The 13,608-nt window shown below is 62.9% G+C and carries 14 protein-coding genes and 1 tRNA gene; 9 read left to right on the top strand and 6 right to left on the bottom strand.

The window, feature by feature from the left end:
* Positions 1-51: 51 nt before the first annotated feature.
* The 4 genes from M1E10_RS21025 to M1E10_RS21010 all read left to right on the top strand — a co-directional run bounded on the left by M1E10_RS21025 (position 52) and on the right by M1E10_RS21010 (position 3,997).
* Positions 52-1,182 carry a mechanosensitive ion channel family protein gene (locus M1E10_RS21025; protein ID WP_499174727.1) on the top strand — a complete coding sequence of 377 codons (1,131 nt, stop codon included), beginning with the start codon at positions 52-54 and terminating at the stop codon, positions 1,180-1,182.
* Between the two features lie 136 nt (positions 1,183-1,318).
* The gene (mnmA, locus tag M1E10_RS21020) at positions 1,319-2,515 is read left to right on the top strand and encodes an MnmA/TRMU family protein (RefSeq protein WP_499174726.1); all 1,197 of its coding nucleotides are present in this window, start codon (positions 1,319-1,321) and stop codon (positions 2,513-2,515) included.
* 145 nt (positions 2,516-2,660) lie between these two features.
* Positions 2,661-2,737: transfer RNA gene (locus tag M1E10_RS21015), tRNA-Met, on the top strand.
* Between the two features lie 219 nt (positions 2,738-2,956).
* Positions 2,957-3,997: a FecR family protein gene (locus tag M1E10_RS21010; protein WP_499174725.1), complete on the top strand. Its 1,041-nt coding sequence runs from the start codon at positions 2,957-2,959 to the stop codon at positions 3,995-3,997.
* Between the two features lie 304 nt (positions 3,998-4,301).
* Here M1E10_RS21010 and M1E10_RS21005 read toward each other — a convergent pair whose 3' ends face one another.
* The 3 genes from M1E10_RS21005 to M1E10_RS20995 all read right to left on the bottom strand — a co-directional run bounded on the left by M1E10_RS21005 (position 4,302) and on the right by M1E10_RS20995 (position 6,492).
* Positions 4,302-4,787, bottom strand: a complete 486-nt coding sequence (locus M1E10_RS21005) for a DUF421 domain-containing protein (protein ID WP_499174724.1) — start codon at positions 4,785-4,787, stop codon at positions 4,302-4,304.
* A gap of 176 nt (positions 4,788-4,963) precedes the next feature.
* Positions 4,964-5,173: a hypothetical protein gene (locus M1E10_RS21000; protein WP_499174723.1), complete on the bottom strand. Its 210-nt coding sequence runs from the start codon at positions 5,171-5,173 to the stop codon at positions 4,964-4,966.
* A 137-nt stretch (positions 5,174-5,310) separates the two neighbouring features.
* Complete coding sequence (locus M1E10_RS20995; protein WP_499174722.1) at positions 5,311-6,492, bottom strand: HPP family protein; 1,182 nt, start codon at positions 6,490-6,492, stop codon at positions 5,311-5,313.
* Positions 6,493-6,708: 216 nt separating this feature from the next.
* Here M1E10_RS20995 and M1E10_RS20990 point away from each other — a divergent pair, with 216 nt between their 5' ends.
* Both M1E10_RS20990 and M1E10_RS20985 read left to right on the top strand, forming a co-directional pair.
* On the top strand, positions 6,709-7,650 hold the full coding sequence (locus M1E10_RS20990) for an NAD(P)/FAD-dependent oxidoreductase (RefSeq protein ID WP_499174721.1): 942 nt from the start codon (positions 6,709-6,711) through the stop codon (positions 7,648-7,650).
* A 77-nt stretch (positions 7,651-7,727) separates the two neighbouring features.
* Positions 7,728-7,997 (top strand): hypothetical protein, encoded by a 270-nt coding sequence (locus tag M1E10_RS20985; RefSeq protein WP_499177253.1) that lies wholly within the window; start codon positions 7,728-7,730, stop codon positions 7,995-7,997.
* Between the two features lie 39 nt (positions 7,998-8,036).
* On the opposite strand, the gene M1E10_RS20980 is transcribed toward M1E10_RS20985, so the two are convergent.
* On the bottom strand, positions 8,037-8,831 hold the full coding sequence (locus tag M1E10_RS20980; RefSeq protein ID WP_499174720.1) for an SDR family NAD(P)-dependent oxidoreductase: 795 nt from the start codon (positions 8,829-8,831) through the stop codon (positions 8,037-8,039).
* A 201-nt stretch (positions 8,832-9,032) separates the two neighbouring features.
* Between M1E10_RS20980 and M1E10_RS20975 the strand changes: the two genes are divergently transcribed.
* Both M1E10_RS20975 and M1E10_RS20970 read left to right on the top strand, forming a co-directional pair.
* Positions 9,033-9,464 carry a DUF983 domain-containing protein gene (locus tag M1E10_RS20975; protein WP_499174719.1) on the top strand — a complete coding sequence of 144 codons (432 nt, stop codon included), beginning with the start codon at positions 9,033-9,035 and terminating at the stop codon, positions 9,462-9,464.
* A gap of 54 nt (positions 9,465-9,518) precedes the next feature.
* Positions 9,519-9,770, top strand: coding sequence for a hypothetical protein (locus tag M1E10_RS20970; RefSeq protein WP_499174718.1), 252 nt, complete (start codon positions 9,519-9,521; stop codon positions 9,768-9,770).
* Positions 9,771-9,848: 78 nt separating this feature from the next.
* On the opposite strand, the gene M1E10_RS20965 is transcribed toward M1E10_RS20970, so the two are convergent.
* The gene (locus tag M1E10_RS20965) at positions 9,849-11,228 is read right to left on the bottom strand and encodes a UDP-glucose dehydrogenase family protein (protein ID WP_499174717.1); all 1,380 of its coding nucleotides are present in this window, start codon (positions 11,226-11,228) and stop codon (positions 9,849-9,851) included.
* Between the two features lie 225 nt (positions 11,229-11,453).
* Between M1E10_RS20965 and M1E10_RS20960 the strand changes: the two genes are divergently transcribed.
* On the top strand, positions 11,454-12,314 hold the full coding sequence (locus M1E10_RS20960) for a Rossmann-fold NAD(P)-binding domain-containing protein (RefSeq protein WP_499174716.1): 861 nt from the start codon (positions 11,454-11,456) through the stop codon (positions 12,312-12,314).
* A gap of 21 nt (positions 12,315-12,335) precedes the next feature.
* Here M1E10_RS20960 and M1E10_RS20955 read toward each other — a convergent pair whose 3' ends face one another.
* Positions 12,336-13,607 (bottom strand): cytochrome P450 family protein, encoded by a 1,272-nt coding sequence (locus tag M1E10_RS20955; protein ID WP_499174715.1) that lies wholly within the window; start codon positions 13,605-13,607, stop codon positions 12,336-12,338.
* Between the last annotated feature and the right edge of the window lies 1 nt (position 13,608).

Genomic DNA, 13,608 nt, shown 5'->3' with positions numbered 1-13,608 from the left:
AATGTTGCCTTGGGGCTTTCCGATGCTGCATTGCACCCTACCATAAGGCCCATGGAAGCACGACTGGAACAATATATTCACGCGTTCATAGGCTGGGTGCCAGACCCGATCCTGAGCCTGATGCTGCTGCTCCTGTCTTTTCTGCTCGGGCTGCTTTTACACAGGATCGTCTTCAGGATTTCGACCCGCGTGGCGGAGAAGCGCGACCTCTTCTGGCGTTCCCTGGTCCAGCGCACGCGGCGTCCGCTGAGGCTGGCGATCCTGACGTGGACGCTGTCGCTTGGGGTCGTGGTGGCACCCTTGAGCGACAACGCGGAGAGCGTGCTGCGGCACATCCTGCTTCTCTGTTTTATCGTCGTGATCGGCTGGATGGCGCGCACCGCCCTGCACATCTGGACGACGGTGTACCTGCGGCGCTTCAAGCTCGATGCGGAAGACAACCTGCTGGCCCGCAAGCACGTCACCCAGTCGCGGATCATGGAGAGGGTGGTGGCTACAGCCATCATCGCCTTTACCATCTCAGCAGCGCTGATGACCTTCCCGGGCGTTCGCCAGTACGGCGTGTCGCTGATGGCGTCAGCCGGCGTTGCCGGTATCGTCCTTGGCCTGGCGCTGCAGCCGGTGCTGAAGAACCTCTTTGCCGGCATCCAGCTGGCGATCACGCAACCGATCCGCATCGACGATGCGCTGCTGGTCGAGGGCGAGTGGGGCAATGTCGAGGAGATCACCTCCACCTATGTCGTCGTCAAGCTCTGGGACTGGCGCCGCCTGATCCTGCCGCTCGGCTATTTCATCGAGAAGCCGTTCCAGAACTGGACGCGCGAGGGAGCCGCGCTGATCGGAACGGTGATCATCTACCTGGATTACAGCGTGCCGATCGCCGAGATCCGCCGGAAGGTGCTGGAGATCGCAGCCAATTCGGCGCTCTGGGACCGCGATGTCGTCAACGTCGCCGTCACCGACTTCAAGGAAAGCGTCATGGAGGTCCGCATCCTCGTCTCGGCCAGCAATGCGGGGCGTGCTTTCGATCTGCGCTGCGAGGTGCGCGAGAAGCTGATCGACTTCATTCAGCAAACCTATCCGTCCGGCCTGCCGAAGGTGCGCGCGGAGGGGTCCGTCGATGCGACGGTCGGCCGGGCAACGGTCGCGGAGGCTTCGCAGGGAACGGCGCCAACACCGTGAAAACCGCTGCGCTTGCACGGGCGGCCAATCCTTTCTATATCCGGGGCAAGAACAGCCCGGCGCGGCCGAACCCGCTCCAGGTCGAATGCCGCCGATATCATGCAAGGCCGGCGCCCGAGTGACTGAGAGAGTTCCTGTGAACACGCTGGATTTTGACAAGAGGCCGGAAGATACGCGCATCGTCGTCGCCATGTCGGGTGGCGTGGATTCCTCCGTGGTGGCGGGTCTCCTGAAGCGCCAGGGCTATGACGTGCTTGGCATCACGCTGCAGCTCTATGACCATGGGGCCGCAGTCCACCGCGCCGGCTCCTGCTGCGCCGGCCAGGACATCGACGATGCCCGCCGTGTCTGCGAAACGCTCGGCATTCCCCATTACGTCCTCGACTACGAGAAGCGTTTTCGCGATGCGGTGATCAACCCGTTCGCCGAAGCCTATGCCATGGGCGAGACGCCGATCCCCTGTGTTGCCTGCAACCAGACCGTCAAATTCGCCGACCTGCTGGCGACGGCGAAGGAGCTCGGCGCCGACGCGCTGGCAACCGGCCATTACATCCGCTCGCAGCCGAACCCGACGCCCGGCAACCCCGGTCGCCGCGCGCTCTACCGGCCAATCGACGCCGACCGCGACCAGAGCTGGTTCCTGTTTGCCACGACGCAGGAGCAGATCGACTATCTGCGCTTCCCGCTCGGCGGCATGTCGAAGGCGCAGGTGAGGGCGCTTGCCGAGGACATGAGCCTCGTGGTCGCCAAGAAGGCCGACAGCCAGGACATCTGCTTCGTGCCGCAGGGGCGCTATACGGACATCATCAACAAGGTGCGGCCGAACTCGGCGCTCGGCGGAGACATCGTCCACATGGATGGTCGCGTGCTCGGGCAGCACGAGGGCATCCTGCACTACACGATCGGCCAGCGCCGTGGCATCGGCGTGGCGACCGGCGATCCGCTCTACGTCGTCTATCTCGATGCCCGCGGCCGCCGGGTCATCGTCGGGCCGAAGGAGGCGCTGGATACGCGGCGCGTCTACCTGCGCGACATGAACTGGCTGGGGGACGGCGCGCTGGAGGCAGATGCCGCCGGCGGCTTCTCCTGCTTTGCCAAGGTCCGCTCCACCCGTCCTCCGACGCCGGTAACGCTGCGCTGCGACGACCGGGGCGTCTATGTCGACCTGACGATCGGAGAGGCCGGTGTGGCACCCGGTCAGGCCTGCGTCCTCTATTCGGGCGAAGGCGCCGATTCCCGCGTCTGGGGCGGCGGCTTCATCGAACGGTCGGAACGGGCACCGGAAGCGGAAGCCGCGCTGAAGGCCCTGCTTTCCACACCCGTTGCGGCCTGACCTGTGCACGGGCGGCAGGCGCGGGTTTTCATTCGCGAAATTGAAAAGACCGCGCTTGACACTGCTACGACGCGGGTTTTATAAGCCGCACATCCAAACGGGCCCGCCCTTCAGTACGCTGAAATTCAAGGCAGGTTTTCCGTGTGGCGGGGTAGCTCAGGTGGTTAGAGCAGCGGAATCATAATCCGCGTGTCGGGGGTTCGAGTCCCTCTCCCGCTACCATTTTTCTTAGTCATTCAAATCGATCACCCTGCTTTTGTACTGGAAACATGAGTGACACACTCGTGTCGACGGTATCTGTCGCTTGTTTCCAGATGGTCAGGTGCATGCCCTGGCGGCGGTGAGACGAGCGGTCATCCGGTTCGGTAAAATTCAGTTTCCTACATCAAGGGATTCTTAAATGGAGTGCTTATAAATTAGCGCCCTGTAATAGGAGTCCTCATGCACCACGTCCGCTTTCTGCCGCTTATGTGTCTTTTCGCCCTCGCTCTTTTTCCTTCCATCGCCGTCGCAAAAGACTGGATCGTGGCCAAGACCACTACCCAGGTGAGCTATACGGTCGACAAGACGACGTGGGACGCTGTTGCGGTCGGCACTGTCATCCCCAGCAAGGCGTGGATCTCGACCGGACCGCGCGGCCGGGTGACGTTGACCAGAGGCGAAGAAAGCCTGTCGCTCAGCCCCAACACCCTGGGCTCGGTGGTCACACATGAAGGCCTGTTCTCGCGCAAGACGGAGGTCGTTCAGCAGACCGGGGAGATCGCTCTCGATATCGAGAAGCGCAGCAGTCCCCATACCTATGTTCATACGCCCTTCCTGGCGGCCGTGGTCAAGGGAACGACGTTCACGGTGACGGTGACGGAGCAGGAGGCTTCCGTGGCTGTCGAGAGCGGCTTGGTGGAGGTTTCATCATTTACAGGCGGACAAAGCGCCGACGTGGGGCCGGGCCAGCAGGCAACGGTGGACCAGAACCAGACCATGTCGGTTGCAGGCGTCGATGCCGCGCCGTCCGTTACGTCGGTGGAGCCGACGCGCGCCAATGTTCCGGCGGTCAATCAGGCCGCTCCTTTGGGAGCCGGTCTCGGGCTCAGCGCCTTTGGCGATCAGAGCGCCCAAAGTGGTGATGCCGGTTCAAACGGCGTCGCTGGAGAGAGCGGCGGCAGCGAAAGCAGCGTTGCAGAAAGCAGCTTCAGCCAGGGCAGCCAGATGGGCGAGGGGGCCGGCAAAGCAAACGGCAACGGCAACGGCGGCGGATCGGCGGGCAATCTTGGAAACACTGGCGACGGCCGTGGCAATGAACAAGGACGTGGCAACGGCAAGGGCAACGGGAATGGCAATGGGCCGGGAAACGGTAACGGCCCCGGTAACGGCCACGGCCACGGCCCCGGTAACGGCCATGGCCCGGGACACGGTAACGGCAATGGCCATGGGCACGGAAATGGAAACGGTCATGGCCATGATGATGATGATGACGACGACTGAGGGCGACGGGCCGAAGTAGCTCCTCAGGCAGCCCATTTCCGGACAGTCCTCTCGTTCATCGCCGCCCTATAAGTCATGGCAGGGGCATAGCCCCCCGTTCGATCCACATCGCAAAGAACTATCTAAGGAGAATACCGTGAGACTTATCATCCTGATCGCCGTCGTCACCCTGGTCGGCTGCACTACGACCGAGCCTTCCTACTACGAACCGCCGGCGACGACGCCGATCTACAAGTAGCAGTCACCCGCGAATCGGAGCGCCACAGGTGCGTTCTGGCGAACGCTCGGAGAGTTGCTTTGTCGGTCACCCCTTGCGCGGAATGACGCTGAGCGAACCGTCGCTTTCGAGGATGACCGCTTCCACCTGGTCGAGTGCGTCAAGGCCCTGCGAGCGGACGGCGGAGAGGACCTCATCTTCCGTCAGCCGCTGGTCGAGGAGGGCAGCGCTGCAGTAGCTTCCGCTGCGGGCCAGCAACGTCGGTTGTGACCGCACCAACTTGGCGAAATCCTTGGAGCGCACAGAAAGAAAGGTGACAAGATACTGAAGCGCAATGAGAAGGCCGAGCGCCGTGGCGCCTTCCGCCAGCGCAATGCTTTCCTGAAGCAGGACGGCCGACAATGTCGAGCCGAGGGCGACGGTGACCACCAGGTCGAAGGCGTTCATCTTGGCCAACGTGCGCTTGCCGGAGATACGCACGAACAAGACCAGCACGACATAGGCAAGCGTTCCGACGATCACCGTCCGGACAATGCCCGACCAACCCTGAAAAAAAAGTTCGCTCCAGTCCAAAGCCTTTTCTCCGTCCTTGCGTCGCAAACCGCAGATGTGGCGGAAGGTTCCTAAAGCGGCGATCAAAGGGCGCGAGGCGGCAGTCGGCACTTGAGATAGCCTGTTCGACCGCCAGGTATCTCGCAGGCAGGTGTCGCCATAGAGTTGCGCTCTTCGGTCCTGTGACAGCTATAGCATTACAGGGACAGGTCCGACTCCTGACGCAGCTTCAAGGCAATCGTCAGGATGGTCCTGGTCCTGAAGGCAACGAAGGGTACAGGCTCATTGCGAGCCTCCGCAGTCCGGATCTTGACTTCCATGTAATCGATGGCAGCGGCAATCTCGTCGCTGGCCACCGTATCATCCTGAGCAAGCGTATTTGCCATGGCCGCAAGTTTGTTTCGCATGGCACCCCCTAACTTGCTCCGTAAGACTATATTTTCCGAGCCAGATGCCATTCTGAACCTATGTTGCGCTGCATTCAACTATAAGCCGCAACAATTTAAGTCTTTGGTAAATTGCCATAGGTTGCCCGAGTAGGCATTTATCCAGCCACGGCCGGTGTCGTGCCGTCGTCTGCAAGCGGTGTCCGCTGGCATTGGAAAAGAGCCGCAATGAGATCCGACTGCGTAATGATGCCGACGACATGATTGCAGTGATCTACGACAGGCATGTGATGCAGGCCCATGTCGGCCATAGGCGGCACGAGCTTGGCGATCATGGTTTCCGGCAGCGCCGATTGAACACGCCGCGTCATCACATCCGCGACACTGCGCGGGGCGCTGTTGTTCGGGAGGATGCGACCGGCCTTGGCGCGCAGGGTCAAGGTTCCATGCTCGTTCAATACCGACATGCGCATGAAATCCGTCTGCGTGACGATACCCACCAGCTCGCCGTCCGCATCCACCACCGGAAGCGCCTTGTGCGGGCTTCGCATCAGCTGCTGCCAAGCGCGGCGCAGGCTTGTCTGCGGTGCGATGGTGACGACATCGCGGGACATGATCTGCCCACAGGTGATCTCCCCGGAGCGGCGTTCATAGGCGCGGATCTGCGCGGCGTGCAGAAGCGCATCGAGATCTTCCGGGCTGACGTTGACCACTTCATCGTACTGCTCCAGCACGGCGCGGAGGTGTTCCGGTACAACGCCGAGCGGACGACGTGCCGTCGCAGCGTTGCCGCCACCGGAAGCCGAAGGTGATACTGCAGGGGCAAGATGCGGATAGCGGCGACCGGTGAGGTTGTTGAAGGCATAGGCGCTCGCCAGCAGCAGGACCGTGTTCAGGCCGACCGGCGAGAGCACGAACCAGTAGCCCCATTCCTGGATGCTGGTGCCGGCAAGCACTGCGGTCAACGCCACGGCCCCGCTTGGCGGATGCAGGCAGTTGAGAAGCAGCATCAACCCGATGGAGACGGCGATCGCCGTGCTGGCGGCAATCACCGGATCCTCGATCAGCAGTGCACAGGTGACTCCAATCGTCGCAGAGACGACATTGCCGCCGAGGATCGACCAGGGCTGGGCCAGGGGGCTGCTCGGGGCAGCAAACAGCAAGACCGCGGAGGCTCCCATGGGCGCGATCAACAGCGGGAAGGCGCCGCTATCGCCGAGCGCCAGCCGGCTCAGCAGGCCGGTCAGGAGAATGCCGAGCAGCGCACCGACGGAGGCGCGGATACGCTCGGCAGGGCTTACGGGGACGATCGATGGATTGAGACGTCGGAGAAAGGACATGGACCCGGTCGTGGTGCTGGAAACCGAGGACTAGCAGAGGATATGCCGCCGCAATAGGCATGGTGCCCTAAATTTGGTCTGCTGCCTGGAATATCCGTTTCAGCGACACGAGGTTACTTCTGAAGCGATGCCGCAGGCGTGGCGCCGAACTGGAACTTCCGCCGCTCCGACCGAGTTAACGGCGCTTGCCGAAGATCAAATCCGAGGAGACCACATATGCTTGGCAAAGGCTCGGACGAGCGCGCCGATTCCGACAGCCCGTTCGACTGTATCATCCTCGGCGGTGGTCCGGGTGGAATGACGGCCGCGATCTATCTGGCGCGGATGAACCGCAAGACCCTGCTGGTCGACGGCGGCCGCAGCCGGGCACGCCTCATTCCGCGTTCCTACAATCATCCGGGCTTTCCCGGCGGTGTGAAGGGCCGCGACCTGCTTGCCCGGATGCGCGAGCAGATCGCCGAACTTGACGTGCCGGTGGTCGAGGGTGACGCAGCGCGGTTCGAACGCACGGGAGACGGCTTCTTCAAGACGGAGATCGGCGGGCGGCTCGTCCTGGCCCAGAACGTCATCTTCGCCACGGGACTGGAAGACAACATGCCGCCTTTCGAACATGCCCATGATCTGGTGGCGGAGGGATACCTGCGGATCTGCCCTATCTGCGACGGCTACGAGATCGCCGGGCGACCGGCAGTGGTCATCGGTGCGACCATGCGAGCGGTCGCGGAAGCGCGCTTCCTGAAGACCTTCACGCCCACCATCGCGATCGCAACGCTCGGCGAGACGCAGCAGTGGGACGAGGAGACGGCGGCGGCCCTGCGGGAAGAGGGTATCGAAGTGGTCGTCGAGCCACTTTCGTCGGTGACGAAAGCCGGGGAGGATGAGATGGACATGATGTTTGGCAGCGGCAAGATGTTCGATGGCGTCATCGTCTATGCTGCGCTCGGTGTCAGGCCACGTTCGCAGGTGGCTGCACAGCTCGGGGTCCGGCTCGAGGAGGACGGTCGCATCAACACCGGGCCGCACCAGGAAACCAATGTCGAGGGTTGCTTTGGCGTCGGTGATGTGGTCACGGGGCTGAACCAGCTCGGAGTTGCCATGGCGCATGGAGAGGTCGCGGCTGTCGCCGTTCATAACCGGCTACGCGCCGGAAGCATGTGAGACCTGGAACTCGCGTATGCGGGCGGTGTTAAGCGTTGCTGAACAGAAGAAAGGTCAGGTGCCTGTTGAGACAGTTCATTCCTATCGTCGGGCTTGCAATCGCGCTGGCCGGCTGCACCTCGGTTTCGCCCGATGCGCCGGGTCTCGAACCCATTCCCGGCAGCATCACCTATGGCGGGCAACCCCGGACGCGCTTGACCAAGGCGCCGATCGGCAGTCCCGTCAACCACCAGTTCCGAAACGAGTTCGGCCAACGGGTCGAGGAACGCTATATCATCCAGCCGGACCGCAGCCTGAAGCTCGTGACCCGGCGGGTCTATCGTGGGTGGCCGTTCGTGGACGACTGAATGCAAGAGGAGCCCCGCTACACACGGGGCTCCTGAGGTTCAGGTTCCGCTGCCGGGCTCGGCCATCTTGCGATGCTGCCCGGCGAGCATTCCGGCCGGCGTGACATTGGCGACGGCGGACATGACCTTGTTCTTCCAGCCGGCGACGACATCACCCTCGCCATCCATCATCGCCTTGAAGCCGGCCTTGGCGACGAATGCGGGATCGTCCTTCTTGCCCTGGCCCACGGCCGTGTCGAGCAGGTCGGCGCGTTCGAAGAACTCGGTGTCCGTCGGACCCGGCATCAGGCAGGTTACGGTGACGCCGCTGTCCTTCAACTCGTCGCGCAGGGCAAAGGAGAAGCTGTTGATGAAGGACTTGGTGGCATTGTAGACGGCCTGGTAGGCGCCCGGCATGAAGCCGGCGATCGAGCCGGTGAAGAGAATTCGACCCTCGCCGCGCGCCCGCATCCGGTTGCCGATGGCGTGGACGAGGCGGATGGTGCCCGTGACGTTGGTGTCGACCACCCGCTGCGCATCGTCCAGATCCTGATCGAGGAAGGAGTGGCCGAGACCGACACCGGCATTGGCCATCAGGAGATCGACGGGGCCGGCGGCGGAAATTCCGTCGACGAAGCGGCGGACGCCGTCCGGCGTCGCAAGGTCCACCTGCATGGCCTCCACCTGCACGCCGAATTCCTTCAGCTTCATGGCCGCGTCCTGAATCTCAGGCTCGTTGGCAGCGATCACGAGGTCGTAGCCGTTTTCCGCGGCGCATCTGGCCAGTTCATAGCCGATGCCGGTCGAGGCGCCCGTGACGACCGCCAGTCCTTTCCTGGTGGGGGTGGGGTTCATCGTCTTCTCCTTGAGGGGGACAGAACGGCGAGGATGCCGCCATGGCCTTGGAATCTTCTGCGCCAAACCGGGGGCGAAGTGGAAATGTTCCCGAGGCTGTTCTGGCAAATGGCAGGTCAGATTGACGCTGGGTGGAGGAAACCCTTGCTGCCGGATCGGGTTCGGACGTATCTCAGACGCAGTTTACGAGAAGGACTGAGCATGACATCAGATGCGCAATGGGCTCCCCTGTCCCCTGTCACGACCGGCCTCCGAGGGCGCTGCCCAAGATGCGGGCAGGGGCATCTGTTCGACGGGTTCCTGAAGCTGCGGCCCAGCTGCGAGGTCTGCGGCCTCGATTACTCGTTCGCCGACCCGGCCGATGGTCCTGCCTTTTTCGTCATCTGCTTTGCCTGCGTCCCAAGCGTGGCGCTTGCTGTCTGGATCGAGGTTGTGTTCCAGCCGCCGTTCTGGGTGCACGCACTGACGTCCCTGCCGTTCATGCTGCTGACCTGCATCCCGCCGCTGCGTCCGCTAAAGGGTTGGCTTGTGGCCAGCCAGTATTTCTACAAGGCCGAGCAGGGCACGATCGACCGTTCGAATGAGGCACAAGTCTCGCCAGACGCTGCCGCCAGCCGGAAAGCCGAGGATTAGTCGGAACCTTTCGTTCGCCAATCAATTCGTCAGGTAGCCAGCAGGGAGCCTGACATGCTTGAAAAAGAAAATGAAAACGACAAGGAAAGCCACCGAAGGGCTTTGGCCCTCGAGGGGGTGATGCTGCTGCTGATCGACGGACTCGCGGCCCGCGGGACCATTTCGGCAGACGAGGCAGAGGACATGCTGCTGATCTTGTCGAAAAGCTCCGATTTCTCCGCGGCACGCGCCTCAGGGTCGCTTCGCATCGTCAACCAGTTGCGGCGGCTGCGCGGCGGCGACGGCTTTGCGACACCTGGCGCATAACCGGCTGACAGCCATCCGATACCAAAAGGGCGCAGCTCCGGCCGCGCCCTTTCTTTATGGCTGGTCTCGACCCGAAGCTCAGACCGGCGCTGCGGCAATCTCGTTCCAGTTGCCGTTTCCGGCACCGGCACGCCGGCCGTTGGTCTTCATGATCGGTGTGGCAGTGCTGCGGCCGATGCTGATGTATTTCAGGCCGTGGCGCGTGACATCCTGTGGCTCGAAAAGGTTACGGCAGTCGATGACCGACTGGCCGGCCATGGACCGGGACAGGCGCTCCAGGTCCAGCCGGGCATAGTCGTCCCATTCCGTCAGGATCACCACAACGTCCGCACCGCGGGCGGCCTCATAGGGGCAGTTGGACCAGGAGATGCCCTCCACGTGGCGTTCCGTCACCTGACGGGCTTTCGGGTCATGGGCGGTCACCTTCACTCCCGCTTCCACCAGAAGCGGTATGATCGTCAGCGCCGCGGAATCCCGTACGTCGTCCGTATTGGCCTTGAAGGCGGTGCCCAACACCGCAGCCCGCCGGCCGCTTCCCTTGAGTTCGGCGAGGATCCGGTTGGCGATTTCGGCCTTGCGGATCTCGTTGCGGCTGATCAGTGTCTCGACGATCTCCTGCGGCTGTCCGAAGCGGCGACCGATCGCTGCAAAGGCGCGGGTATCCTTGGGAAAGCAGGAGCCGCCGAAGCCGGGGCCGGCATTGAGGAAGGCGCGGCCGATGCGGCGGTCAAGGCCGATGCCGTCCGCCACTGCCGCCACATCGCCGCCTGCCGCTTCGCAGAGATTGGCCACCTCGTTGATGAAGCCGATCTTCAGCGCCAGAAAGGCGTTCGCGGCATATTTGATCATTTCCGCGTTGATGGTGCTCGTCGTGACAAAGGGAATTCCCCTGTTGCGCAGGGGCTCGTAGAGCCTTGCCAGAACATCGGCAGCCCTGCTGTCGTCGGCGCCTGCGACGATCCGGTCGGCCTCCAGGAAGTCGCGGATGGCGGAGCCCTCGCGCAGGAATTCGGGGTTGGAGCCGACTGACACGTCCTTGCGGCCTCGGACCGCCTCCACCAGGTCGCTGACCATCCGTGCAGTCCCTGCGACCACCGTAGACTTGATGACGATGACGGCGTCCTTCTTGAGGAGCAGCGCCACGCCAGAGGCGGCATCCTTGACATAGGAGAGATCAATGTCGCCGTCCGATGCCGAGGGCGTTCCGACCGCAATGAACAGGGCGTCTGCGCCGGGGGCGGCGGAGGCTGCATCGTCGGAGAAGGATAGGCGGCCTGCGTCCACGTGCTTGCGGATCAGTTCCGACAGGCCGGGCTCATAGATCGGAACCTCGGCACGCTTCAACCTGGCGACCTTCAGCGCATCCGTGTCGACGCAGGTGACGGTGTGGCCCAGCTCGGCAAGGCAGGCTCCGGTGGTCAGGCCGACATATCCGGCTCCGATGATGACAACGTCCATACTGTCCTCTCTTTCGTAGGTACCCAGTCGCAGACCGCCGACGACGATTGCTGCATATGGCCGTCGAACAAAATTAAGCGCCCACTGTTCCTGAAGAAGACATTGTTGTTGATGTTATTCATGAAGATGCAGCCGGTGGGCCATGCATCAGAAATCTCTGGGGAACATAGACCGGCTGCTGCGGTTGGACAGGTCACCTGACACCGACAGCACGAGAGGATTTCCATGAGCCAGTATCCCAAGCCGCCGTTCGAAGAACAGCAGCCAATCCCCATGCCGGGCCGCACCCGCGACATGAATCCCGTTCCCGACCATGGTGAAGACAGCTACGAGGGGTCTGGGCGGCTGGCCGGTCTGAAGGCCGTGATCACCGGCGCCGACAGCGGCATCGGCCGCGCCGTGGCAATCGCCTATGCAAGAGAGGGCGCCGACCTGGTGCTGTCCTATCTCAACGAGGACGAGGACGCCGAAGAAACCAAGCGTCACGTCGAGAAGGCGGGTCGCAAGGCTGTTCTCGTTGCCGGCGACATCCAGTCGGCCGAACACTGCCGCAGCATCATCGAGACGGCTGTGAGCGAACTCGGCGGCATCGACATCCTCGTCAACAACGCCGCCCACCAGGCGACCTTCTCGTCGATCGACGACATCACCGATGAGGAATGGGAGCTGACCTTCCGGGTCAACATCCACGCAATGTTCTATCTGACGAAGGCGGCCGTGGCGCACATGAAGCCGGGCAGCGCGATCATCAATACCGCCTCGATCAACTCGGATTCACCAAGCCCCAGCCTGCTGGCCTATGCCACGACCAAGGGCGCCATCCAGAACTTCACGGGCGGTCTGGCGCAGCTTCTGGCGGAGAAGGAAATCCGCGCCAACTGCGTCGCGCCCGGCCCGATCTGGACGCCGCTGATCCCGTCGACGATGACGGGCGACCGGCTGAAGCAGTTCGGAACGCAGGTGCCGATGCAGCGGCCCGGGCAGCCGGCCGAACTGGCAACCGCCTACGTGATGCTGGCCGAGCCGCGGTCGAGCTATGTGTCCGGCGCGACCATCGCCGTGACCGGCGGCAAGCCGATCATCTGATCGGCATCGGGCGCGGTCTCCTCAGGATCGCGCCCTGACATCGGTCATGACGAAACCGCTTTCCGGCAGCGCCGGAACGCGGTTCATCCTCACCGACAGGTTCTGTTGCGGCACCCGATAGTCCATCTCCCGGCACAGCAACCGGATGGATTCCTTCAGCAGCTCCACCGTGATCATCTCGCCGGGACAGCGGTGCGTCGTCGCAACCGGTCCTGCTCCCTGGGGAATGAAGTCAAAGCCCTGATCGCGCCAGGAAATCTCCCTCTCCGGATCAAACTCCTGCGGCTGCGGAAACAACTGCGGATCATGGGTCGTGCCGTAGAGATCGAGCAGCAGCCATTGCCCCTTGGGAAGGGCATGGCCCTGCCATTCAATATTCTCCTTCACGCGAGCGCCGACAAAGGGAAAGAAGGGGCTCGATCGCCGGACTTCCTCCGCAAACCCCTCCAGGTTTTCGTCGCCACCGTTGCGAAAGGTTTCCGCCCAGTTCGATTTCTGGTGCAGCCTGAGTGCAGCAAAGACGATGAAGCGGCCAATTGCCACCACCGGCCGCAGCACGTTGAGGACCTCGACGGCGGCAACCTCCGCCGTCAGTTGCTGCCCGTCAAGATCGCGGAAGGTGGCTGCCTGGTAGACGGGGCCGTCCGGATCTGTGGGAATATGACCTGACCGGACGTCTTCGACCATCTGCCGGACGTGACGCTCGGCGCGCCGCCTGCGCCACAGGGCAGCAATCGTGCGCGGGCGGAAATGGCCGGCGTGTTCCACCATGCCGGCCAGCTCCGTGGTTGTCTCGTCACTGTCGCCGATGGGTATCCCCGCCCATTGGCACACGGCGCGCGCCAGGATCCGGTTCACCTCGTCGATCAGGACGATCTGATCCCGGTCCTGCCAGTGCCGCAGCTGGGCGTGCCACTCGCTGCGGAAGATGGCCGTCAGCCGTCCGACCCTGTCGGGCGCCATGAGCATCGCGACGAACAGGCTCTTGCGATGACGGTGGGTCTCGCCATCTTGCTGCTGGACGCTGCCCTTGTCCTGAAGCAGCCGGAGCACCGTCTGCGGCATCGATCCCTGGCGGGTGAGCGCGGCATTGCCGTAGAAGAGTTCTGCCGCCCGTGGGCCCTGCATGCAGATCACCTCGGTCAGCGTCAGACGGGACCGAAAGATGTCGCTCCCCAGTCGTTGACACCGGTTTGGGATGAAGTGATAGCCTTCGCGAAGCAGCGAAAAAGTCGCGTCCCAGGCGCCGTCGACCGGGATGGCTGCAGCCTTTGAAGGTTCCGTGCCGGTCATG

This window comes from Rhizobium sp. PK7-22 (assembly GCF_056530405.1).
The sequence above is the reverse complement of the archived record's forward strand: the minus strand, read 5'-3'. Positions and strand labels throughout refer to the sequence as shown.